The following is a 22,042-nucleotide window of genomic DNA, read 5'->3' on the forward strand; positions in this document are numbered from 1 at the left end:
CCAGAGCCTCCCTCCCTTATACCGGCATAAAAACCGTGTCCAGCACACTTCTTCCACCTTCATGACACCTGAGCGCCGGGGGAGTACACTGCCCGTCTACCGGACACCCGGGGAGGTGAGGCAACCACAGTGGGCACCAAAGAAGACGTTCGTTCGCGTTTGAACATCGCGGAGGTCGTGGGCGAGTATGTGCGCCTCACCCCCGCCGGCAAGGGCCGCATGAAGGGCCTGTGCCCTTTTCACAAGGAGAAGTCGCCCAGTTTTCAGGTGGACACCGAGCAGGGCTACTTCTACTGCTTCGGGTGCAAGGCGGGCGGCGACATCTTCAGCTTCGTGCAGCGCACCGAGAACCTGCCCTTCGGGGACGCCCTGCGCAAACTGGCCGAGAAGGCGGGCATCCAGGTCGAGGCCAAGTACGGTGAGCGCAGCAGCCGCGACCTGTACGACGTGAACGCCTTTGCCCTGAGCTATTTCCGCGATCACCTGCCGGGCCCGGCCCTGGACTACCTGCGCCGCCGGGGCCTGACCGACGCGACCATTGAGGCCTTCGAACTGGGCTATGCCCCCGACGGCTGGGACGGCCTCCTGAAGCACGCCCGCACGCGCGGCCTCAGCGAGCGCCAGCTTCTGGACGCCGGCCTACTCACCGAGAACCCCGAGTCGGGGCGCATCTACGACCGCTTCCGGGGCCGGGTCATGTTTCCCATCCGCGACCACCTCGGGCGGCTGGTGGGCTTCGGTGGGCGCGTCCTCGACGATTCCAAACCCAAGTACCTCAACACGCCCGAGACCGACGCCTTCAAGAAGGGCGAGCTGCTCTACGGGCTGGACAAGGCGCGCACCCACTTCAAGGAGGGCGCGGCCGAGGTCGTGGTCGTCGAGGGATATATGGACGTGATCACCATGCACCAGCACGGCCTGACCTCGGCGGTGGCGAGCCTGGGCACCGCCCTGACCGCCGAACACGCCACGCTGCTCGAACGCCAGGGCGCGCAGAGCATCGTGCTGCTGTTCGACCGCGACGAGGCCGGGCTCAAGGCCACCCTCTCGGGTCTGGATCAGGTGCTGGGCGCCAAGTTCCGGGTGCGCGCGACCTCGGTGCCCAGCGGCAAGGACCCCGCCGACGCCCTGCTGGCCGGCGACGAGGCCGAACTGCGCCGGGCGCTGCGCTCGGGGCTGGACGAGGTGCACTACCGCGTGCAGGCGGCGGTCGAGGCACACGGCCTGGACACACCCGAGGGCAAGCGTCGGGTGCTGATGGCCCTGTTGCCCCGGATGCAGAACCTAGACCCCCTCGACGAGATCGCCGGGGCCATGCGCGCCGCCGCCTGCGAACTGCTGGGCATCCGCGAGACGGCGCTGCTCGAATGGATCGGCTCAAAGGCCAAGCGCCGCACCCTGACCGACACCCACCTCGCGGGCATGAGCAGCGGCCGCACCGAGGAGGACCACGAACTCGCGCTGCTGCGGCAACTGCTCGTAGACCCCAGCCTGCTCGCCAAACTCGACGGCACCACGGCCTGGCGCAACGAGGCGGTGCGCAAGGTGATGCTCGCTGCGCGCGGCGCCCAGAGCCCCGACGACATCCTCGACGTGTTCCGGGGCCAGCCCGAGGAGCCGCTACTCATCCGCCTGATGTTCGAGGGCCGCGACGCCGGTACCATCGGCCGCGCCAACTCCGAGCAGTACGAGCAGAAGGTCGGGGCCTACGCCGCTGCGGCCGTGGACGACATCCAAGTCAGCCTGAGCATCGACTCCATGCGCGCCGAGGTCGACCTTCTGAAAAAGCAGGTGGCCGGCGCGGCGCCCACCGAGCAACTCGGGATGCTCAAGCAGATTCAGGAGTTGCAGCGCGCCATTGAGGCCGAGAACCGGGGCCGGCGCAGTCTGGCGTAGGGCGCGGGCGGGGGCACATCACCCTGGCCCCCCGCCTGCCCGGACCTCAGCCCTCTTGCCGCACGAAGTCGGGCGCACGTTTCTCCTTGAAGGCGGTCACGCCCTCCAGGTGCTCCCAGTGGTCCCCGGCGAGCTGCTGCAACTCGGCCTCCTTGTCCAGGGCCTCGTCCAGCGTGCCGGTCATGGCGGCGTTCAGGGCCTGCTTGGTCAGGCGCAGGGCGTTGGCGGGGCGGGCGGCCAGGCGCTCGGCGTAGGCCTGCACCGCCTCCCGGAAGGTCTCGTCGGGGTACACGGCCTCGCACAGGCCCAGGCGCAGGGCGTCGTCGGCGCCGACCTTCTCGGCCAGGGCCATGAGCTCAAAGGCCCGGTGGTAGCCCACCAGCCGGGGCAGGAACCACGTGCTGCCGCTGTCGGGCACGAGCGCGATGTTGGAAAACACCTCGATAAGCACCGCCGAGCGCGCCCACAGCCGGATATCGCCGGCCAGGGCGAGGCTGGCCCCGGCTCCTGCCGCCACTCCGTTGACGGCCGTGACGACCGGCTTGCCCAGACCCCGGATGGTCCGCACCAGGGGGTTGTAGGTGTGCTGGAGGTGCTCGGTGAAGGTCATGTCACGCCCCGACACGTCGCCCAGATCCTGGCCCGCGCAAAACCCCCGGCCCGCCCCCGTGATGACGACCACGCGCACTGCCGGGTCGGCGTCGGCCGCCTGAAGCGCCTCGATGAGACTCAGCAGCAGGGCGTCGTTGGCAGCGTTCAGGCGGCTTTCCCGGTTCAGGGTCAGGGTACGCACGCCGGCGCGGGTGTCCGTGAGGACCACAGGTTGTTCGGTCATGGCTCCAGCGTAGCGTGAGAAGTGCGCAGGGAAACGCCCTGGCCGGAGGGGGACTGCTACACTCGCCCGCACATGACCGCCCCCGACCTCGGCGCCCCCCAAGCGATCCCTGCTCCCCTACCCGTAGTTCTGGCGCTCGACGTGAGCAAGTCGCGTATCGGTTTCGCGGTCAACCGGGGCCGATTGGCGTTCGGGCGCGGCAGCGTGGACCGCAAGCGGCTGCCGCTGGATCTCAAGGCGGTAAGGCTCCGTGTGCAGGACACCGGAGCCACCGTACTGCTGCTGGGGCTGCCACTGCGTACTGACGGCGCGCACAGCCCGGCGGCCGACCGCGTGCGGGCCTTCGGGCGCGTTCTGCACGAGCAGGGCTATGAGATCCGCTACCAGGACGAGCGCTTTACCACCCAGCGCGCCCGGGCCCTGGGGGCAACCGACGAAGATGAGGCTGCGGCAGTGCAGATTCTCGAGCTGTATCTGCTGGGCCAGCATCCCGCTTCCGAAATGGAATGAACCCCGCTTTCGGGAGAAGCCGGCGCCGCCCGGCCCTGGCTCGAGCCCGGCAGCGCCAGATGAGAGAAAGAGTTAAAGGTGCGTGAACCCACCTTGTCGGCCCCTACTCTGCAACGCAAACAAAAGATGAGAGGAAATGAAAAAGCTCTTTCCCTATCACCCTTTCGGTCTTAGATGAGAGCCGCTGTGTTGCCTGAGTAGGGTGAACATGACCGGAGTCTGACGCATTATGGCGCGTCTATAGCATCAAATTCCACCTGCCGCATGGCATTTCTTCTTGACACCCTGAAATGAGCATCTCTATACTCCCATAAGGATTTCATCCTGGGCTAACGTGCGTCATCTGGCACGCAGGGACGGGGAAGGTCGCGGACAGGAAACTCGGCAACTGGACCCGCGAAGTCCCCGAAAAAGCAGGCAAGAACGCAGGCAGGCCGGTAGAAGATCCATAGCTGTACCCGGAGGAAGTATGAATAAGAACATCGCTCTGTTGGCCCTCACCGGCATCCTGACCCTCGCGTCCTGCGGTCAGAACACTGGCGGCAGCACCGTCAACCCCATCACGACCTACAGCCTCGGCATCACGGTGAACGGCGCCAACGGCACCGTCTCGGTCAAGAACGCCGCCGGCACCGTCGTGGGCACCGTGACCGGCAACGGCACCGTGACCGGCCTCGCCAACGGCACCTACACCCTGTCGTCCTCGACCGTCACCGGCTTTAACACCCCGGCCGACCAGGTCGTCACCATTAATGGTGCCAACACGACCGCCACGGTCACCTACACGGCGACGGGCGTCGTCGTCCCCACGACCCAGGCTGTGACCATCAACTTGGTCGGCGTGCCCTCGGCTCCCATTACCATCCGTGACAGCAGCAACAACGTCGTGTCGGGTTACAACGGCACGAACGTCACCAACGGTACTGTCGTGAACCTGCCCGCAGGCACCTACACGGTGACGGGCGGTACGGTTACGGGCTTCAACGCCCCCAGCGCTGCCTCCACCGTCGTCGTGACCAACGCGGCGACCAGCGTCACCCTGACCTACCGCGCCGTCGTCGCAACGGCCGTGGGCCTGACGCCCAAGGGCAGTGACAGCAAGCTCCTCACCATCGAGCAGAACATCAACGGCGCAGTCACGCCCATCACCTACGCCAAGGGCATCATCACGGTCGTCCCTAACGCCAACAGTGGCGCCGACCGTTTCGAAGTGTTCCTGAGCAGCACCACCAGCGACCTGAACGCCCAGAACCGCATCTACGACAGCCGTGACACGGCCAGCGGCTCGCTGGACATCAACACCGCCAACCTGCGCCAGGGCGAGCAGCAGTACGTCGTCGTGCGCTACTGGACCGGCACGAGCAACACCACCGCGTCGACCATCCTCATCCCGGACAACCTCGGTCCCCAGGTCCCGGACGTGATCCCGGTCAGCAAGCTGAGCCCCGCGCTTACCCAGCAGCTCGGCAACTACGTCAACGGCACCATCACGCTGGCGTTCCAGAACATCGACACCCTGCGCGACAACCCCGTCGGCACCACCGTGCTGCCCTCCGGCGTCGAGCGCATCGAGTGGTACGCCGACTCGAACGCCAAGAACGGCGTCGCCGACACCGCGACCTCCAAGCTGATCGGCACGGCCTACGCCTCGCCCTACCAGGTTTCGGTCAACACCACCACCCTGGCTGACGGCGCGTACGACGTGTACGCCGTCGCCTACGACCAGCTGGGCAACCGCAGCATCATCACCGCCCAGAACCTGTTCGTCCTGAACGTGGACAACACCGGCCCCGTCAACGGCGCCGGCAGCATCACCGTCGTGGACGCCGGCACGGGCGCAGTCCGTGACGAGTTCAACCGTGGCGGCATCGACGCCACCTACAGCCCCCGTCCCAACGCCGCGGGCCTGCCCAGCGGCACCTGCAAGATTGACGCCATCGGCGCCGACGCGGGCAACATCGACCTGTACGACTCGGTCACGACCGCCGCGGGCCGCAACTACATCTCGGGCCTGGCGCACGTCACCAACCTGAACATCACGACCGCCACCGACGGCACGGGCGTGGGCGTCTCGGGCAACGCTACCTCGGTCACCATCGACGGCCAGCCCATCCTCAACCGCCTGTACACCCTGAACGCCAGCGGCCGCCTCGTGGCCCTGACCGCGCTGCGCAACATCACGGCCAGCGACTGCGTGTACCTGAACGTCAACGGTCTGGACGCCAACGAGTCCAAGGTCGTCTTCGCGTCGGACGCCTCGACCGACCTGCTGGGCAACGCCGCGACCGGCACCATTGCTCCTGTCTCGATCTTCATCGACAACCAGCGCCCCGCCAACGTGCGCTTCAGCAAGAAGCTGGACACCGTGCCGGCCAACGGCCAGAGCACGCTGGAAGTCAGCGCCGACGACTCGATCTCCGGCCTGCTCGGCTCGGCCCAGATCTTCGCCCGCGACACGAACGGCAGCGCCTTCGGTGGCCGCGCCGTGCAGCTCGCCGCGACCAACCAGACCAACTACCGCTTCTTCCGCCCCACCAATGCCAACGGCAAGCTCGACCTGATCGCCACCGTGCGCGACTACGCCGGCAACGTCAGCAGCTACCGCTCGGACATCGGCGTGACCTTTGCCGGTCCCCAGCTCGTGACCCTGAACGAGGACAACCTGTTCGTGCGTCGCCAGCAGGCCAACGGTCAGTTCCTGAACTTCGGTAACGCCATCGACGAAAACCCCGTCACTGGCCCCGTCGGCACCGTTCACGCGCTCGACATCCTGAACAGCGGCCGCACCGCCGTGGGCTTCAACCCCGCCAACGTGCTCCAGGGCGGCTTCTACCAGGAAGTCCTGCTGGCCAACCCCCTGAACCGTATCGGCAAGGGCACCGCCGACCTGACCAGCGACGACCTGAACGTGGGCGGCACCCAGAACCTCGCCCCCCTGTTCCTGATCTCGGCGACCGAGTCGGCTCCCTTCGCCTCGATCAAGGCGCTCGAAGGCGGCCTGTTCGCCTACCACGCCTCGGTCATCGACAAGAACGGCTACGTCAGCGAAGTCGTCCAGGGCATCAACTACTAAACCCTCCTGCACTGAAAGCCTCCCTTCGGGGAGGTTTTTTCTTTTGTCGCGTGCCCTCGGCTACACTGTGCCCACCCACAGTTCTGCCGGTCAGCGTCCGTGCCTGACCCTACCCCCTTTCTCCGGAGGTCCTTTCTATGCAAGGCAACATGATGCACGTCCCGCTGACCATCCCCTTCATCCTGGAGCGCGCCCGGACCATCTATGCCGGGCGCGAGGTGGTCAGCCTGCTGGCGGCCGGGCGGGACGCGCAGGGCCAGCCCATTGCCCACAAGCACCGCACGACCTACGGCGCGGTGGCTGACCGGGCGCTACGGCTGGGCGCGGCCCTGGGCACCCTGGGGCTGGCGCAGGGCGACCGGGTGGCGACGCTGGCGGTCAATTCCTTCCGGCACCTGGAGGCGTACCTGGGGGTGCCGTCGGCCGGCTACGTGCTGCACACCGTGAACATCCGCCTGCACCCCGAGCAGGTCGCCTGGATCCTGAACGACGCGGGCGACCGTGTACTCCTCATCGAGAACGCCTTCGCCGCCATGATTCCGGCCCTGAAGGCCTCCTGCCCCCAGCTGGAGCATATTTTCGTGCTGGGGCCGACGCCCCAACCCCTCCCCGGAACGCAGGACTACGACACCTGGATTACGGCGCACGAACCTCTGGCGCGGTACCCGGAGCTGGGTGAAGACAACGCGGCCGCCATGTGCTACACCAGCGGCACGACCGGCAATCCCAAGGGCGTGCTGTACACCCACCGCTCGACAGTGCTGCACTCGCTGGCCAGCGCGCCCAAAGACGCCCTGAACGTGGGCGAGAACGACACGATGCTGCCGGTGGTGCCCATGTTCCACGTCAACGCCTGGGGTCTGCCCTACACCTGCGCCATGTACGGCGCGGCGCAGGTCTACGCCGGGGTGTTCTCGGACGGCAAGTCGCTCGCCACCCTCATGCAGGACGAGGGTGTAACCATCACCGCTGGAGTACCGACCATCTGGATGGGCCTGCTGGGCGAACTCGACCGCGCGGCGGGGGCCGGCACGCCCTATGATCTGCGCCGCCTGGAGAGCCTGATCGTAGGGGGCAGCGCCGCGCCCGAAGCGATGATCCGGGCGTTCGACGAACGCCACAACCTGACCCTGCGCCACGCCTGGGGCATGACCGAGACGCATCCGCTGGGGACCGCCAGCACCGTGCCCCCCGGCGTGGATCCCCGCAGCGACGAGGGGTACAGCCTGCGCGCCAAGCAGGGCCGCCCGGTACCGCTGGTGTACCTGGAACTGGTGAGCGAGTCGGGCGAGCGCCTGCCCCACGACGGCAAGACGATGGGCCGCCTGCTGGCGCGCGGACCGTGGGTGGCGAGCAGCTACTTCGGCGGCTCGGGCCAGAGCAGCTTCCTGACGCTGGACGGCGAGGAGTGGTTCGACACCGGTGACATCGCCACCCTGGACGAGCGCGGGTACATGCACATCCAGGACCGGGCCAAGGACCTCATCAAGTCGGGCGGCGAGTGGATCAGCAGCGTGGACCTGGAAAACGCCATCATGGCCCACCCGGCCGTCGCGCAGTGCGCCGTGATCGCCATGGACGATCCCAAGTGGGACGAGCGCCCGCTGGCCGTGGTCGTGCCGCGTCCCGGCCACACGGTGACCCACGAACAGCTCCTGGCCTTCCTGGCCCCGCGCTTTGCCAAGTGGTGGCTACCGGACGCGACGGTCCTCACCGACCACCTGCCCATCGGGGCGACCGGCAAATTCCTGAAACGTGAACTGCGCGAGGAGTACCGGGGCTACGGGGCCCAGACCCCAGCCGAGCAGACGCCGGCCGAGCGGACCTGAGTCACGGCTGGGGTCTGGGGGTTGACCCACCGGAGCGGGGTCTCGTCCACTGTCCCCGGTGACCCCGCCATCTGGCAGATGATCTGGCCTTCCGGCGGCGCGATGCTGAAGCCATGACTTCTCCTTCGTCCCCCCAGATGTCCGGTCTGCTGGCAGAACTGCTTGTCGAGGAGGGCGTGCAGGCGGTCTTTCTCACAGGCAGTCAGGCACGTGGAGAGAGCGACGCCTGGAGCGACCTCGACCTCTCTGTGCTCATGACCGAAGACCGGCTCGCGCGGAACACGGTGACGTACCGGGAAGGCCGACTGGTCAGCGTGGAACGCCGCACGGTGCGCCGGCGCGAGCAGGCCTTCACAGAGCCGGAAGCGGCCCTCTGGAACCTGACCTCCCTTCAGACGGGCCTGGCCCTGCATGACCCAGACGCCGTGTTCGCAGCGCTTCAGGCGCGGGCGCGGGCCTTCGACTGGGCCGAGCTCGAACCGGTGGCCCAGGCCCGCGCCGCCGTCCTCGTCACGGACGCTGCCGAAGAGATTCACAAGGTGATGGGCGGCCTGCACGCGGGCGACGCCGGCAAGGTGTTGTACGCCGCCGCAGGCCTGACCTTCTCGCTCGGTACGGCAGCCCTGCTGAGCAGCGGCACCCTGATCTCGACCGAGAACCGCTACCTCACGCTGGCGCAGGGAGCCTGGGACGACGCGGCGTGGCACGCGGCCTACGGTGTCCTGACTGGACTGACCGGGGCCGCCGTGCCGGAGCGGGGCCGCGCGGCCCTCCACGCCTACCTGCGCGCGGTTGCCCTCACGCGCTGGTCCGCCGGCCCGCCTCCTCTGGCGCGGGAAACGGCCGCGAGAGTGAGGGCCTTTCTGGCCGGCTGAGCCGAGGTCCCCGGCCTGCGCCCTACAATTCGCGGTATGGCTGTTTCGGTGCAGGGACAACAGGTCACGTTCACGCCCCCGGCGGGCGCTGCCGGGCTGGTGGGCGACTTTACCGACTGGCGCAAGCAGGCGCCCCTGCCGGCGTCGCCCGGCGTGCCCATCACGTTGCGGCTGCCGCGCGGCGCCTGGATCGAGTACGCCTGGGTGGACGCGGTGGGCGAGGCCTTCGCCGACCCCGACAACCCGCACAAGTCCCTGAATCCCTGGTGGTCCTACCCGCGCGCGGCGGTGGTCGGAGAGTACGCCCGGCACCCGCTGTGGCTGCGGGCCGACGCCGCCCGGAAGGGCACCGCCCACCGCCTGACCTGGGAGGGCGAGGTCTTTTCGGGCACGCGGCGGGCCATCGTCTACACGCCACATGGCCACGACCCCGCGCGCCCCACGCCGGTCTACTACGTCCAGGACGGCGTGGCGTTCTACCGCACCGGCAAGCTGGGCGAGGTCATGGACCGCGCGGTGGAGGCTGGGCTGGCGACGGGCGCCGTGCTGGTCTTCGTCGAACCGGGCGACCGCAACGAGGAGTATTACCTCAACGGCCGTTACCTCGACTTCCTGCGTCAGGAGGTCTTCCCACGGGTGGAGGGCGAATACGTGACGCCGGGCACGCGCGGCCTGTGGGGCGCGAGCCTGGGCGGGCTGATCTCGCTGTACCTGGGCAGCCGTCACCCCGAACTGTTCTCGCGGGTGGTGAGCCACAGCGGGGCCTTCATCGCGCGGCCGGGCGCGCAGGACGCCCGCGGGACCATCGATACGACGACCGCCGGCGAGTGGCTGCTGGAGCAGCTCGCCGCCGCGCCGCCCACCCACCTGCGGACCAGTCTGGATACCGGCACGCTGGAGTGGCTCACCGGTCCGAACCGCCGCATGGCCGGGCTGTTCGCCGACCGCGCCCTGGCCCACCAGTACCGCGAGTATCCCAGCGGCCACAACTGGATCACGTGGCGCGAGGCGCTGCCCGAGGCGTTCCTGTACATGCAGGGTGGGGAGTAGCGCGCAGGCGGCAGCACCGGGCCGTTCTCCTGCCCACCACGGCGCACGGCCCGACCCGGCGGGGTCCGTCTTTCTTCCCCCACGACCGCCCTCCACACTGTCCGGAGCCTTCCTCCTCACCCGCTTCCCCTACCCCACATGCCACAGTGACGCTGTTCATGCGCCCATCCCCCCTGTTCAGCGTGCTGGCCCTGTGTCTCCTGGCCGGTGCGCCCGCTGGAGCCTCGACCATGACCTTCCCTGCCAGCACCACCACCCTGCACGAACGCGCCGCCGACTGGGCCGGCGCCGAGCTGCGCGGCGCGCAGTTGCGCGGCGACACCCTCATCCTGCCCCCCGGCGTGCGTGAAGGCTCCCTGACCAGCGCGCCCCTGACTCTCCCGGCCTTCGACGAACTGGTGCCCTCCTGGAACAGCGTGACGGGCGCGGCAGGCAGCGTGACGGTCGAGGTCCGTGCGGGCCTCGCGGGTGGCGGCTGGACCCGCTGGTATTCCTTCGGGCGCTGGAGCGCCGCCGAGGGCCGCACGAGCCAGGACGGCCAGAAGGACGCCGCCGGGCAGGTCCTGACCGACACCCTGCGCCTGACCCGCCCGGCGGCGTCTGCGCAGTACCGCGTGACCCTGCGCGGCGAGGGCACGGCGCTGCGGCTGCTGGCCCTGACCACCAGCGACCGCGTGCGTCTGACGTCGGGCGCGGGACAGGCGAGCGACCGGCGCGCCTGGGGCCGCCTCGTGAACGTGCCGCAGCGCTCGCAGATGATCTATCCGGGCGGCGGCGAGGTGTGGTGCAGCCCCACCAGCGTCAGCATGATCCTGGCGAGCTACGGCGTGGACGTGACCGTTCCGCAGGCCGCCCAGGGCATGCACGACAGGGCATACGACGGCACCGGCAACTGGCCCTTCAACACCGCCTACGCGGGCGAGCGCGGGATGCGCGCCTTCGTCACGCGGCTGCCGAGCCTCGCTGCCGCCGAGCGCTTCACGGCCGCCGGGGTGCCGCTGGCCGTCAGCCTGGGCTGGAAAAAGGGCGAGCTGCCCGGCGCGGCGATTCCCAGCAGCACCGGGCACCTCATGGTGCTTGTCGGCTTCGACCCCCAGGGCAATCCGGTCCTGAACGACCCCGCCGCCCCCGGCAACGACACGGTACGCCGGCCCTACCCGCGCGCGGCCTTTGAGCGGCTGTGGCTCTCGCACAGCGGCGGCCTGAGCTACGTGATCGCGCCGGCCGGCACGGCGCTGCCCTGAACCGCAGGCCGCTGCAGTGCCCTTTCCCGCCACCTGTCCGCACTGCGGCCGGCCGCAACCGGTCGAGTTCGCCGACAGCCTGATCCACGACCTGAAGTGCCCCCACTGCGGGGGCCGGTTTTGCCTGTTCGTGCGCAAACACAAGTTCGAGGTACTGTTCGACCTGGGCACCCAGGCGCTGCTGGGCGGCTACGCCCGCGAGGCGGTGGCGAGCTTCGCGGCGGCGCTGGAACGTTTTTTCGAGTTCTACGTGCGCGCCTCCACGCTGGAACGCGCGGCGGCGACTGGACAGGAGTTCGCCGGGGCCGAGGCAATTCTCGACCGCACCTGGCGGCACGTCGCCAGCCAGTCCGAGCGTCAGGTGGGCATGTTCGCCCTCGCCTACCTGCTGCGCGAGGGCCGAGAGCCGGACTTTCTGGGCAGTCAGGCGCTGGGGGCCGACTTCCGCAACCGCGTGATCCACCGGGGCTACCTGCCCCCACGCGCCGAGGTCGAGGCCTACGCCGCGCGCGTCTTCGCCCTGATTGACCGCCTGCTGGGTGAGCTGGGCGAGGGCGCCGGACACGCCGAGCTGTCGCAGGAGCGGACCTTCGCCGCGCATCTGGCGGCGCTGCCCGACGCGGTGGTGGCCGTATTCGAGGAGCATCCGGGCATGTTCCGCGCCCGGCGCTTCGGGGGGGCCGGCCTGGACCACCTGGGGCCGGGCAAGTCGCCGCGGCGACCGGCGGCCCCGCCCCCCACCCGCCTCAACGATGCCCAGGCCTTTGGGCAGGCGCTGCGCGAGCGTGCGCCGCTGCTCGACCGACTCAAGAGCCGCTGACCCCTGCTCCGCACCCGCTGGAAGGGCTGATACTTTGCCCGCTATAAAGCAGAGTTCTGCCATCACAGCTATTGCTTCCAGTATCTACTTTACTTCAGTCAACTATTGAGGTAGATTCAGGGGATGACGCTTTCTCCACCCCCCGCCCACGAGACCGAGGAAACGAGCCAGTTTCTGCAGGCCATGTGGCAGTTCAACCGCGCCCTGGGCCAGCAACTCCAGCCTCTGCTGCAGGAGGCGCACGACACCGACCCCCGCAGCTTCCTCATTCTCAAGACCATCGAGAGCGGCCTGACGTACCCCAAGGTGATCGCGCAGGAGCTCAAGCTGCCGCCCACGCTGCTCAGCCGCTACCTCGACGACCTGAGCAAGCGCGGGCTGCTTGAGCGCCACATTGACGAGCAGGACTCGCGGCGCACCCGCCTGAGCCTGACCCCGGCCGGCCTGACCCTGCTGAAGCAGACCCAGTGCACCGTCCACACTCACGTGGCGCGGCGGCTCTCGCGGCTGCGGCCCGAGCAGCTGCGCGCCCTGAACGACGCCCTGCACGCCCTGAACAGCGGGGAGGAACAGGCATGACGGCCACTGCACCCACTCCGGCCCGCGTCTTTAGCCCCCAGGAAAAGACCATCACGCTCGTTGGGCTGATGGTCGTGTTCCTGCTCTCGGCCCTCGACCAGACCATCGTTAGTACGGCGATGCCGCGCATCATCGAGCAGCTTCAGGGTCTGGAGTACTACACCTGGGTCACGACCGCCTACCTGCTCGCCAGCACCGTCATGGTGCCCATCTACGGCAAGCTCTCGGACCTGTACGGCCGCAAACCCATCCTGATCCTGGGTATCGGGCTGTTCCTGCTCGGCTCGGTGCTGTGCGGCATGAGCGGCGAGCCGTTCCTGGGCAATCTGTTCGGCGGCGGCATGTTGCAGCTCATCGTGTTCCGGGCGTTGCAAGGGCTGGGGGGCGCGGCGCTGTTCACGAGCGCCTTCGCGATTATCGCCGACATGTTCCCGCCGGCCGAGCGCGCCAAGTTCGGCGGCCTGTTCGGCGCTGTGTTCGGGCTGTCCAGCGTGCTGGGACCGATCATCGGCGGCTTTCTCACGGACCACGGCAGCGCCTCGGTGCTGGGCTACTTCATCGAGGGCTGGCGCTGGGTCTTCTATGTCAACCTGCCGCTGGGGGCCGTCGCCCTGTTCATGATCATTGCCAAGATGCCCAGCCTGTCGCACCGCGCGGCCGGCAAGATCGACTTTCTGGGCGCGCTGCTCATCGTCATGACGACCATTCCGCTGCTGCTCGCCCTGACCTGGGGCGGCGTGACCTACCCCTGGGACAGCGCGCGGGTCGTGACCCTGTTCGCCGTCAGCGCCGTCAGCCTGGTCCTGTTCATCCTGGCCGAGCGCCGCAACCCCGACGCCATCCTGCCGCTGGGGCTGTTCCGCAACCCCACCTTCACCTTCGGCAACCTCGCGAGCTTCGTCATCAATATGGCCTTCATCGGCATCGTGATGTTCCTGCCGCTGTTCATGCAGACCGTGCAGGGCGTCTCGGCCACCAACTCCGGCCTCGCCATGCTGCCGCTGATGGCCGGCCTGATCCTGTCGAGCATCACCGCCGGCAACCTCGTGAGCCGCACGGGCAACTACAAGCCCTTCCTGCTGGGCGGCACGGTCATCCTGATCGTGGGCGTGTTCCTGCTGGCTCAGATCACGGTGGGCACCAGCCGCCCCGACCTGGGCTGGCGCATGTTCATCGTGGGCCTGGGGCTGGGACCGGCCATGAGCCTGTTCAACATCGCCATCCAGAACGCCGTCGCCCCGAGCCAGATCGGCGTGGCGACGAGCAGCAGCCAGTTTTTCCGGCAGATCGGCAGCACCATCGGCGCGGCAATCTTCGGCACCCTGCTGCTCAACAACCTCCAGAGCGAACTGCCCCGCTACCTGCCCAACGTCCCCGGCATGGAAAACGCCGCCAAGAACATCAACCTCGGCGAGATGCGCGCCAGCAGCGGCGGCAGCGACACCGACAAGCAGATCAAGGCGGCCGTGGACGCCCAGTACACCCAGATCGAGAAGGCATTTAGGGGAGACGCGGCGGCCACACAGGCCCTGCTGCAAAACCCGCAGATTCCGGCCGACCTCAAGGCGACCCTGAAGAATGGCGGCGTCGCAGCGCAGGTGCGCGCCCAGCTGACTGCTCAGGCGGACGCCGTGGTCGGGGCCCTGAACCGCGGCGAGGCGGGCCGTCAGGCGCTGCTGGCTTCCGGCAGTACGCCCGGCGCTCTAAAGACGCAGCTGCGCGCGCTGCCGGCGGCCGCCCTCGCCACGCCCGGCGCGGCGCAGGCGACCGCTGCCCAAGTCCGACAGAGCCTGCTGGCGAGCGAGCCGCAGGTCACGGCGCAGGCCACCACCCAGGCTCTCGCGCAGGTGCGCCAGACCCTCGACGCGCAGGCCAAGAAGCTCGCCGCGCAGGTCAGCAGCGGCATGAAACAGGGCTTCACGGCCGCCGTGCGCCACATGATCTCCACGAGCATCTGGATCATCCTGGTCGGCCTGATTCTTACCGCCTTCCTGCCGGTCGTGCCGCTGCGCCGCCACCAGGCGGGCGAGGACGCGCCGGCTCCCGTGGCGATGCACTGACCTCCGGAGTGTTCCCCGGAACGGCGCGCAAGCTCAGGCTTGCGCGCCGTTCCGGTCCTCCCCCGTGTCCCTGTGCAAGTCTTAATTTTCCCCCTAGACTGCGTCATGATCGAGTCTTCTGACCGGCGACGGGTGGTGCGGGTCGCGCGCGGCGAGGAAGCGGGAGACCTGCTGGTGCGCGGCGCGCAAGTGGTCCAGCCCGCGACCGGTGAACTTTACGAGGCGGACGTGCTCGTGGCCGACGGCCGCGTGGCGGCGGTGGGGGCCCTGGGCAGCGCGCCCGCCGCCCGCACCCTGGAGGCGCGCGGGGCCTACCTCTCGCCGGGGTTCATGGACGGGCATGTCCACATCGAATCCAGCCTGCTGACCCCGGCGGGCTTCGCGGGCGCGGTGCTGCGCCGGGGCACGACCAGCGTGGTTGCCGAGCCGCACGAGGTTGTGAACGTGCTCGGTGGCCGGGGCCTAGACTGGATGCTGGAGGCCGGGCAGACCTCGGGGCTGCGGGTGTACGGCTCGGTGCCGTCTTGCGTGCCCGCGAGCAGCTTCGAGCGGGGCGGGGCCGTACTGAGCGCCGCCGAGGTGGCCGAACTGCTGCGCCGCCCCGGCGTGCTGGGCCTGGCCGAGATGATGAACTACCCCGGCGTACTGGGCGGCGACGAAGACGTGTGGGCCGTTCTGGCGGCGGGCCGGGCCTCGGGCCTGCGCATGGACGGCCACGCCTCGGGGGTCACGGGGCGCGACCTGCTGGCCTACGCGGCGGCCGGGCTGCACTCGGACCATGAGGCGACCACGCCCGAGGAAGCCCGCGAGCGTCTGCGCGCCGGCCTGTGGCTGATGGTGCGCGAGGGCTCGGCGGCGCGCAACCTCCAGGCCTTGCTCCCGGTGCTGCGCAACAGACCCCGGCGCGCGATGCTCGTCAGCGACGACGTGAGCGTGGACGAACTGCTGGAACTCGGACACCTCGACCGCCTGATGCGTACGTGCGTGGCAGGCGGCCTGCACCCGGCCGACGCGGTGGCCCTCGTGACCTGCAACCCCGCCGAGTACTGGGGCCTGCACGACCACGGCCTCGTGGCGCCGGGCTACCACGCCGATTTCGTGCTGCTGGACAACCTGCACGACTTCGGAGTCCTGGAGACCTTCGTGGGCGGCGCCGAGGCCCGTCCCGGCACGTCCACGCCTCCTCTGCCCGGCGGCGGCGTGGACCTGGGCACGGGTTGGGACGCTGCGCGCTTTGGGGTGCCCGCCCACTGGCCGGTGATGGAGGTCAGCCCCGACCAGATCACGACCGGGGTGGGGGCACCGGGCAGCGGCGACGCGCGGCTGGTCGTGGCCGACCGCTACGGGCGCGGCGAGTGGGCGACCTGCTGGACCTCGGGCACCGGCCTCACCGGCGGCACCCTGGGCCTGAGCGTGCTGCACGACGCGCACCAGGCGGCCTTCCTGGGCGGCAGCGACGAGGACATCCGCGCGGCGGGCCGGGCCCTGACGGCGCTGGGCGGCGGGGCGGTGGTGGTCTCGGGCGGCGAGGTCCTCGCGCAGTTGCCGCTTCCCTACGCGGGCCTGATGACCGACCTGCCCCCGCAGGAAGCCGCCGCACGCCTGGGCGAGGTCACGGCGGCGGCGCGCGCGCTGGGCTGCCGCCTGCCCTACCCCGTCACCACCCTGAGCTTCCTGGGCCTGAGCGTGATTCCGGCCCTGAAGCTCACGCCGCGCGGCCTGCTGGACGTCACCGCCTGGCGGCTGCTGGACGGCGACGCGCCCAGTCTGTCCCGGCAGTCCGGAGGCCAGTCCAGCGTGGGCGCGCCGGGTGGGTCAGACTAGGCGCATGACCGAGTTACCCCAGGGCTGGACCGAACGCAGCGTCATGGCGGGCGACGTGCGCCTGCATGTGGTGGAGGCCGGCCCCGCAGACGGCCCGCTGGTCGTGCTGCTGCACGGCTTCCCCGAGTTCTGGCGGGCCTGGGAACGCCAGATCGGGCCGCTCGCCCGGGCGGGGTTCCGGGTGGTCGCCCCCGACATGCGCGGCTACAACCTCAGCGAGAAGCCGCCGGGCGCCTCCGCCTACAAGGTGAGCCTGTTGCAGGAGGACGTCGCGGCCCTTATCCGCGCGCTGGGCCATACGCGGGCGCGGGTGGTGGGCCACGACTGGGGCGGCATCGTGGCCTGGGCCCTGGCGATCCGGCAGCCGGAGGTCGTCGAGAAACTGGTCATCCTGAACGCGCCGCATCCGGGACGCTTCCGCGAGGTCCTCAGAAACCCGGCGCAGAAGAAGAAATCGTGGTACATCGGCTTTTTCCAGCTGCCCTGGCTGCCCGAGCGTGCGCTGCCGCAGTTCGGGCGCTGGGCGCTGCGTGGCACGAACCCCGACGCCTACACGCCGCAGGAATTGCGCGAGTACGAGGCTGCCTGGGCCCAGCCCGGAGCGGCGGGCGCCATGATCAATTACTACCGCGCCATGCGGGTGGCCGGCACGGGCGGCGGCCGACAGGGGGGCGAGGTGCGCGTCCCCACCCTGGTGATCTGGGGCGAACGCGACGCGGCGCTGCTGCCCGAACTCGCCGACGGGCTGGAGCGCTGGGTGCCGGACCTGCGGGTGGTCCGGCTGCCGCGCGCCAGCCACTGGGTGATGCGCGACGAGCCGCTACGGGTGAACCATCTCCTGCTGGACTTTCTGGACACTGCCGGGAGCTGAGGCCGGGCCGATGTGTCATGCTCGCCCCATGACCCAGAGCAGCGGCGAACAGACCCTGAGCATTTACGTCGAGGACTACGGCGAGATCACGGCGCGCGCCGGCGAGCGGCTCGTACTGGCGCTGGAGCGCGGCGGGGTGGACATCCTGCACCGCTGCGGCGGCGTGGCGCGCTGCACGACCTGCCGCGTCGAATTTCTGGAAGGCGAACCCGATCTGATGACGGTCGCGGAGTACGACAAGCTGACCGAAAAGGAGCTGCTCAACGTGGCCCGCCTCTCGTGCCAGATCGAGTGCGCGCCTGAGATGCGCGTGCGCCCCCTCCAGACCGTGAGGAGCAGCGGCCTGGAAGCCGGCAAGGCCCCCGCCGAGGCCATCGCGCCCGAGCCGGTGTGGACCACCCGCCCCGGAGCCTCGACCGAAGGCTAACCGTTCGGCGCGGGCACCTCGGCCTCGCTGAGCCCCAGCCCGGCGAGCACCTGCGCGCGGCTCCAGCCCACCAGGGCCATGAGCTGCCCGAGCGTGGCCTCGAACGCTGGGTGCTCCGGCGGCGTGGCGCGCAGCTCGGCCCACAGGGCGTTGCGCCGCCGCAGGAAATCGGGCGTCAGGCGGGTCACGGCGCCGCCGGGCCGGACTCCGGGGGCATCCACGCCGCGAGCGTCTCGCGGGCCTCCTCGACATGCATAGTCTCGATGAGCGCGCCCCGGAAGGTAGCTACGCTCCGGCCCTGCGCGCGGGCCTCGTCCCAGGCGGCGAGGAGAGCGGCGGCCTCACGGGCCTCGTCCTCACTGACGCCGTAGGCCGCGTTGGCGAGTGCCACCTGCCCCGGATGAATGACCGTCTTGCCCGCGAAACCCAGCGCGCGGCCCCCGGCACACTCCCGCGCGAAGCCCTCCGGGTCACGCACGTCGTTGTAGACGGCGTCCAGCGGCACCTTGCCGTGGGCGCGTGCCGCGAGCACCACCGCCGAGAGCGCGTGCAGCAGCGGCGCGCGCTCCGCATGGGGCCGGGTCCGCAGCACGCGGGCGAGGTCGTTGGTCCCGGCGATCAGGCCCGCCACGCCGGGGACCGCCGCGATCTGGGGGGCAGCCAGCACGCCCAGGGGCGTCTCGATCATGGCCCACAGAGGCACGCGCAGGTGCAGTTCGGCCACGGCGCGGGCATCCTCGACCTTGGGGAGCACCAGGCCGTCCACGCCGGCGAGCAGCGCAGCCTCGCGGTCCTCGTGCTCCCAGGGCGTACCCAGACCGTTGACGCGCACGAACACCGGCACCGGCCAGGGCACGCGCAGGGCTGCTACAACGTTGTCCCGCGCCGCCTCCTTGTGCTCGGGGGCCACGGCGTCCTCCAGGTCGAGGATCACGGCGTCGGCCCCCAGCGTCCGCGCCTTCTCGATGGCACGCGGTTTGTCGCCGGGCACATAGAGGACGGACCGCAGCGCCTTCACGCCGTCCCCAGGGCAGCAGCCAGCGACCAGCCGCTCAGCAGCGCCGCCTCGACCCGCGTACCGTGGTTATCGGGGGTGAAGCCGTCGCCGCAGGCGCCCAGGTTCAGTTCGGTGTCCCAGAAATGGGCTCCCGCCGCCCGGCGCGCGGGCTGGGCGTAACGCCAGCGGTGGGCGAAGGTCTGCAGCACCGCGAAGTCGCCCACGACCTCGGCAGCGGCGGCCAGCAGCGCGGCCTGCACGTCCTCCGGGCGGTCTTCGAGATGCGCCCGCGACCAATCGGCGTGGGCGTGGACCATGAGCGCAGGTGGGTGGCCAGCAGGGCGTTTGGTGTGCTCGCGGGCCACCCAGTCGAGGGCCGGGTGGCCCCTGAACCGCAGGGCAGGCCAGTCGGCGCCGAGATCCTGCTCCAGCACCGCTCCCACCGCCCAGCACGGATCGTAGGTCACCCCGGCGAAGGCGGCGCGCAGTTCCGACGCGTGGTCGCCCAGCAGCGCCGAGGCCTGCGCGGCCGGCAGATTCAGGACAAGCCGCCGGGCTTCGTGGACGCCTTCCGCGGTGTCGTGAACCCGCCAGCCCGTGCCCACACGCTCCAGCCGCGCCGCCGTGACGCCGTAGGCCACGTCCAGTCCCTCACCCAGATGACGGCTCAGGGCACTCAGGCCGTCCACAGGCGCGTAGCGCGGGTGCTCGCCGCCCCCGTCCGGCCGGATCTCGCCGGCCTCCCAGGTCGGGAAGCCGGTGGCCCAGGCCCGCAGCCAGCCCGCCTCCTCGCCGGCCTGCGCCAGCGCGCGCAGCCGCTCGCCACGGGCCGTGAAGAAGCGGGCGCCGTGGTCCAGCCGGGCCTCGCGGCCGTCTTCGAGGCGTACACGCCGGGTCGCCGCCCGGCCTGCGCCGCCACGCGACTTGTCCAGCAGGCGCACGTCCACGCCCGCCGCTCGCAGATCGGCGCCCAGGGCCAGGGCGCCCAGTCCCGCCCCCACGATCAGCACGTTACTCATGGGCCGCCGCCGGACGAGGCCGCCGGGCCGCGCTCGACACCAGCAGGAAGGGCAACAGGGCCAGCAGGAACTTCAGGGGACGAGGCATGGCGACAGCCTAGCGGCTGGGCCAAGGCGCGCGACTGTGGATAGCCCCGTAAGGCCCTGACCCGTGACCGGCGCACCCCGGGTCCGCAGTCGCCAGTCACCCCGTGCGGCGGCTACGCCTCTGGGCCACCGGGCAGCGACGCCAGGAAGGCGTCCAGAAGAACGCCGAACGCTCCAGGCCGCTCGAGCGCCGGCAGATGCGCCGTGTCCGGCACGACGTGCAGTTCGGCGCGGGGCATCACGCGGGCAGCGTGTTCGCTGGCGGCCCGCAGGTGGAGCAGTTCCAGACTGCCCACCACGAGCAGGGTCGGCACGGCGATTTCGGGCAGGCGCGCATAAGCGTCCTGGTCGGGGGGGGTCCCGCCTTCCTGCGCCGCCCGCAGAGCCGTGCCGTTCATTTCCAGAAAGAGGTCCCGCACCGGCCCCTGCACGCGGCCCGGCGGGTCCGCACCGTCGAGCCAGAGCTGCGCCTCCAGTTCGTTCAGGCGGTCCAGGTCGCCGGCCCCTGCGGCCGCCTGCATCTCCCGGCCGAGGCGCTCGGGCACCTCGCCCCAGTCGTCCGGCACCGGCATCCCGCCGATGGCCGCACCGACCAGCACGAGGGCGCCCACGCGTCCGGGGTACGCCAGAGCGAAGTCCAGAGCGATCTCGCCGCCCTTCGAGCTGCCGACCAGAACGGCCTGCCCGATGTCCAGGGCGTCCAGGACAGCCAGCAGATCGGCGACGTCGCTGTAGGGTTCGTTCACGGCGGGCGTCTCGCCATAACCGCGGCGGTCGTAGGTGACCAGGCGGTAGTCTGCCCAGAGCCGGGCCACCTGCGCCGCCCAGACCCGGCGGTCGGCGACGCCGGCGTGCAGCAGGACCAGAGGCGGGCCTTCGCCGACCATCTCGGCCGCCAGGACCGCGCCGCCGCCGCTGCGTACAGGCACGCTCAGGGCAGCACCAGGCGCGGCGCGGGGGCTGGTCCCTGCGCGCGGCGCTGCACCTCGCGTAGGGTGGTTTCGGTGTCGGTCTGGATGCCGTGCTTGCGGAAGCTGGTCACGAGGCTCTGGGCGTCGCGTCGCAGCAGCTCGGAGAAATTGGGATTCGTTCGGGTGGTCAGCTGAGGAAAGTCGATGATCGTCACGGTGTTCTCCCACCACAGGAGGTTGTAGGTGCTGTAGTCGCCGTGGGCGTACCCCAGCCGCAGCAGGCCGGCCATGCCGTCCAGGCTCTGGTCCCAGGCGCTGCGGGCCTGTTCGGGGGTCAGCCGGGCGTCGCTCAGGCGGGGGGCCGGCTCGTCCTCGGTGCCGATGAGGGCCATCAGGACCGCCGGGCTGGTCTCGCCGTAATCGATGGGGCGCGGCCCCACCAGCGGCTCGGGCACGCTCAGGCCGGCGGCCCACAGGGTCCACAGGTGCGCGTACTCGGCGTTCACCCAGCTCGCCTGAAGCATTTCCAGACCCTTCTTGCTGCGGGCTGTCATTGCCCGCGCGGCGCGCTCGTCGGTGATGGTCTGCCCTTCCCGGTAGATGGCGTCGTTCTTGAACGACCGGGCCTCGAACTCGCGGTAGAGCTTGAGCAGGACGCTGCCGCGTGGGCCGCGCGCGACATAGGCCGTCGCCTCCTTACCGCTCTTAAGTTCGGCCACCACCTCGGTGATGTGGCCCAGCTCGGTCAGGCGCCGGATGGTCGCGTCGCCTGCGCCTTCCGTTCCCGTCAGGGTGGCCAGCCGGCGGCGGCCCAGCGGCTTCTTGGTCTTGTACTTCTCGCGGCGCTCGGGGCGCACGTCGGCACCCTCCAGCTCGGCCTGCACGTCGCGGGGCCGCCAGCCGGCGTTCATGGTCTGGGCCGCTCAGGCCAGGGAGAGACTCTGTAGGGAGGATGCGGCAGCATGGATATGGACACGGGGACTCCGGGTTGCGTTGAGAAGGCTCGGGGTTGCGGGCCGGCGGCCGATGTTGTTGTGATCCATGTGCAAGCACCTCCTTTCAGGTACGTCCCGATGGTAGCAGGCACAGACCGCGAAAAGTGACGAACATGACCACCCTAGGCCATCCAGCCTAG

At 70.0% G+C, this 22,042-nt stretch carries 19 protein-coding genes; 13 read left to right on the forward strand and 6 right to left on the reverse strand.

Annotation, left to right across the window (positions count from 1 at the left end):
• The first annotated feature begins 129 nt into the window (after positions 1-129).
• On the forward strand, positions 130-1,896 hold the full coding sequence (gene dnaG, locus ASF71_RS17755) for a DNA primase (RefSeq protein ID WP_056302515.1): 1,767 nt from the start codon (positions 130-132) through the stop codon (positions 1,894-1,896).
• 46 nt (positions 1,897-1,942) lie between these two features.
• Here dnaG and ASF71_RS17760 read toward each other — a convergent pair whose 3' ends face one another.
• Positions 1,943-2,731 carry an enoyl-CoA hydratase-related protein gene (locus ASF71_RS17760; protein ID WP_056302516.1) on the reverse strand — a complete coding sequence of 263 codons (789 nt, stop codon included), beginning with the start codon at positions 2,729-2,731 and terminating at the stop codon, positions 1,943-1,945.
• 72 nt (positions 2,732-2,803) lie between these two features.
• Between ASF71_RS17760 and ASF71_RS17765 the strand changes: the two genes are divergently transcribed.
• The 12 genes from ASF71_RS17765 to ASF71_RS17820 all read left to right on the forward strand — a co-directional run bounded on the left by ASF71_RS17765 (position 2,804) and on the right by ASF71_RS17820 (position 17,893).
• Positions 2,804-3,241 (forward strand): RuvX/YqgF family protein, encoded by a 438-nt coding sequence (locus ASF71_RS17765; protein WP_056302517.1) that lies wholly within the window; start codon positions 2,804-2,806, stop codon positions 3,239-3,241.
• A gap of 469 nt (positions 3,242-3,710) precedes the next feature.
• Entirely contained in the window at positions 3,711-6,314 is a 2,604-nt protein-coding gene (locus tag ASF71_RS17770; protein ID WP_056302518.1) for a hypothetical protein, read from the forward strand.
• A 137-nt stretch (positions 6,315-6,451) separates the two neighbouring features.
• On the forward strand, positions 6,452-8,143 hold the full coding sequence (locus ASF71_RS17775; RefSeq protein WP_056302519.1) for a long-chain fatty acid--CoA ligase: 1,692 nt from the start codon (positions 6,452-6,454) through the stop codon (positions 8,141-8,143).
• Between the two features lie 113 nt (positions 8,144-8,256).
• Entirely contained in the window at positions 8,257-9,018 is a 762-nt protein-coding gene (locus ASF71_RS17780; RefSeq protein ID WP_056302520.1) for a nucleotidyltransferase domain-containing protein, read from the forward strand.
• Between the two features lie 36 nt (positions 9,019-9,054).
• Positions 9,055-10,068, forward strand: a complete 1,014-nt coding sequence (locus ASF71_RS17785; protein WP_056302521.1) for an esterase family protein — start codon at positions 9,055-9,057, stop codon at positions 10,066-10,068.
• 158 nt (positions 10,069-10,226) lie between these two features.
• On the forward strand, positions 10,227-11,312 hold the full coding sequence (locus ASF71_RS17790; protein ID WP_056303013.1) for a peptidase C39 family protein: 1,086 nt from the start codon (positions 10,227-10,229) through the stop codon (positions 11,310-11,312).
• 16 nt (positions 11,313-11,328) lie between these two features.
• Positions 11,329-12,132 carry a hypothetical protein gene (locus ASF71_RS17795; protein ID WP_056302522.1) on the forward strand — a complete coding sequence of 268 codons (804 nt, stop codon included), beginning with the start codon at positions 11,329-11,331 and terminating at the stop codon, positions 12,130-12,132.
• Positions 12,133-12,255: 123 nt separating this feature from the next.
• Positions 12,256-12,711: a MarR family winged helix-turn-helix transcriptional regulator gene (locus tag ASF71_RS17800; protein WP_056302523.1), complete on the forward strand. Its 456-nt coding sequence runs from the start codon at positions 12,256-12,258 to the stop codon at positions 12,709-12,711.
• Positions 12,708-14,771, forward strand: coding sequence for an MDR family MFS transporter (locus tag ASF71_RS17805; protein WP_056302524.1), 2,064 nt, complete (start codon positions 12,708-12,710; stop codon positions 14,769-14,771). The genes ASF71_RS17800 and ASF71_RS17805 overlap by 4 nt, the downstream gene beginning before the upstream one ends.
• Before the next feature lie 105 nt (positions 14,772-14,876).
• Positions 14,877-16,595 carry an adenine deaminase gene (locus tag ASF71_RS17810; RefSeq protein WP_056302525.1) on the forward strand — a complete coding sequence of 573 codons (1,719 nt, stop codon included), beginning with the start codon at positions 14,877-14,879 and terminating at the stop codon, positions 16,593-16,595.
• Positions 16,596-16,599: 4 nt separating this feature from the next.
• Positions 16,600-17,466 carry an alpha/beta fold hydrolase gene (locus tag ASF71_RS17815; RefSeq protein WP_056302526.1) on the forward strand — a complete coding sequence of 289 codons (867 nt, stop codon included), beginning with the start codon at positions 16,600-16,602 and terminating at the stop codon, positions 17,464-17,466.
• Between the two features lie 28 nt (positions 17,467-17,494).
• On the forward strand, positions 17,495-17,893 hold the full coding sequence (locus ASF71_RS17820; RefSeq protein ID WP_056302527.1) for a 2Fe-2S iron-sulfur cluster-binding protein: 399 nt from the start codon (positions 17,495-17,497) through the stop codon (positions 17,891-17,893).
• Here the strand turns inward: ASF71_RS17820 and ASF71_RS17825 are convergent.
• The 5 genes from ASF71_RS17825 to ASF71_RS17845 all read right to left on the reverse strand — a co-directional run bounded on the left by ASF71_RS17825 (position 17,890) and on the right by ASF71_RS17845 (position 21,818).
• Complete coding sequence (locus tag ASF71_RS17825; RefSeq protein ID WP_082506153.1) at positions 17,890-18,114, reverse strand: hypothetical protein; 225 nt, start codon at positions 18,112-18,114, stop codon at positions 17,890-17,892. The genes ASF71_RS17820 and ASF71_RS17825 overlap by 4 nt on opposite strands.
• Positions 18,078-18,911 carry a CoA ester lyase gene (locus ASF71_RS17830; RefSeq protein ID WP_056302528.1) on the reverse strand — a complete coding sequence of 278 codons (834 nt, stop codon included), beginning with the start codon at positions 18,909-18,911 and terminating at the stop codon, positions 18,078-18,080. The genes ASF71_RS17825 and ASF71_RS17830 overlap by 37 nt, the downstream gene beginning before the upstream one ends.
• Entirely contained in the window at positions 18,908-19,909 is a 1,002-nt protein-coding gene (locus tag ASF71_RS17835) for an NAD(P)/FAD-dependent oxidoreductase (protein ID WP_056302529.1), read from the reverse strand. The genes ASF71_RS17830 and ASF71_RS17835 overlap by 4 nt, the downstream gene beginning before the upstream one ends.
• Before the next feature lie 200 nt (positions 19,910-20,109).
• Complete coding sequence (locus ASF71_RS17840) at positions 20,110-20,925, reverse strand: alpha/beta fold hydrolase (RefSeq protein ID WP_056302530.1); 816 nt, start codon at positions 20,923-20,925, stop codon at positions 20,110-20,112.
• A 2-nt stretch (positions 20,926-20,927) separates the two neighbouring features.
• Positions 20,928-21,818 carry a serine protein kinase RIO gene (locus ASF71_RS17845; RefSeq protein WP_056302531.1) on the reverse strand — a complete coding sequence of 297 codons (891 nt, stop codon included), beginning with the start codon at positions 21,816-21,818 and terminating at the stop codon, positions 20,928-20,930.
• Positions 21,819-22,042: the final 224 nt, after the last annotated feature.

This window comes from Deinococcus sp. Leaf326, from assembly GCF_001424185.1.
In the GTDB taxonomy this organism is placed as follows: domain Bacteria; phylum Deinococcota; class Deinococci; order Deinococcales; family Deinococcaceae; genus Deinococcus.

What these genes read in the sequence shown, in the direction of transcription:
- ASF71_RS17760 (WP_056302516.1), bottom strand. Translation starts at nt 2,731, where the DNA reads ATGACCGAACAACCTGTGGTCCTCACGGACACCCGCGCCGGCGTGCGT.
- ASF71_RS17765 (WP_056302517.1), top strand. Translation starts at nt 2,804, where the DNA reads ATGACCGCCCCCGACCTCGGCGCCCCCCAAGCGATCCCTGCTCCCCTA.
- ASF71_RS17770 (WP_056302518.1), top strand. Translation starts at nt 3,711, where the DNA reads ATGAATAAGAACATCGCTCTGTTGGCCCTCACCGGCATCCTGACCCTC.
- ASF71_RS17775 (WP_056302519.1), top strand. Translation starts at nt 6,452, where the DNA reads ATGCAAGGCAACATGATGCACGTCCCGCTGACCATCCCCTTCATCCTG.
- ASF71_RS17780 (WP_056302520.1), top strand. Translation starts at nt 8,257, where the DNA reads ATGACTTCTCCTTCGTCCCCCCAGATGTCCGGTCTGCTGGCAGAACTG.
- ASF71_RS17785 (WP_056302521.1), top strand. Translation starts at nt 9,055, where the DNA reads ATGGCTGTTTCGGTGCAGGGACAACAGGTCACGTTCACGCCCCCGGCG.
- ASF71_RS17790 (WP_056303013.1), top strand. Translation starts at nt 10,227, where the DNA reads ATGCGCCCATCCCCCCTGTTCAGCGTGCTGGCCCTGTGTCTCCTGGCC.
- ASF71_RS17800 (WP_056302523.1), top strand. Translation starts at nt 12,256, where the DNA reads ATGACGCTTTCTCCACCCCCCGCCCACGAGACCGAGGAAACGAGCCAG.
- ASF71_RS17805 (WP_056302524.1), top strand. Translation starts at nt 12,708, where the DNA reads ATGACGGCCACTGCACCCACTCCGGCCCGCGTCTTTAGCCCCCAGGAA.
- ASF71_RS17810 (WP_056302525.1), top strand. Translation starts at nt 14,877, where the DNA reads ATGATCGAGTCTTCTGACCGGCGACGGGTGGTGCGGGTCGCGCGCGGC.
- ASF71_RS17815 (WP_056302526.1), top strand. Translation starts at nt 16,600, where the DNA reads ATGACCGAGTTACCCCAGGGCTGGACCGAACGCAGCGTCATGGCGGGC.
- ASF71_RS17820 (WP_056302527.1), top strand. Translation starts at nt 17,495, where the DNA reads ATGACCCAGAGCAGCGGCGAACAGACCCTGAGCATTTACGTCGAGGAC.
- ASF71_RS17835 (WP_056302529.1), bottom strand. Translation starts at nt 19,909, where the DNA reads ATGAGTAACGTGCTGATCGTGGGGGCGGGACTGGGCGCCCTGGCCCTG.
- ASF71_RS17845 (WP_056302531.1), bottom strand. Translation starts at nt 21,818, where the DNA reads ATGAACGCCGGCTGGCGGCCCCGCGACGTGCAGGCCGAGCTGGAGGGT.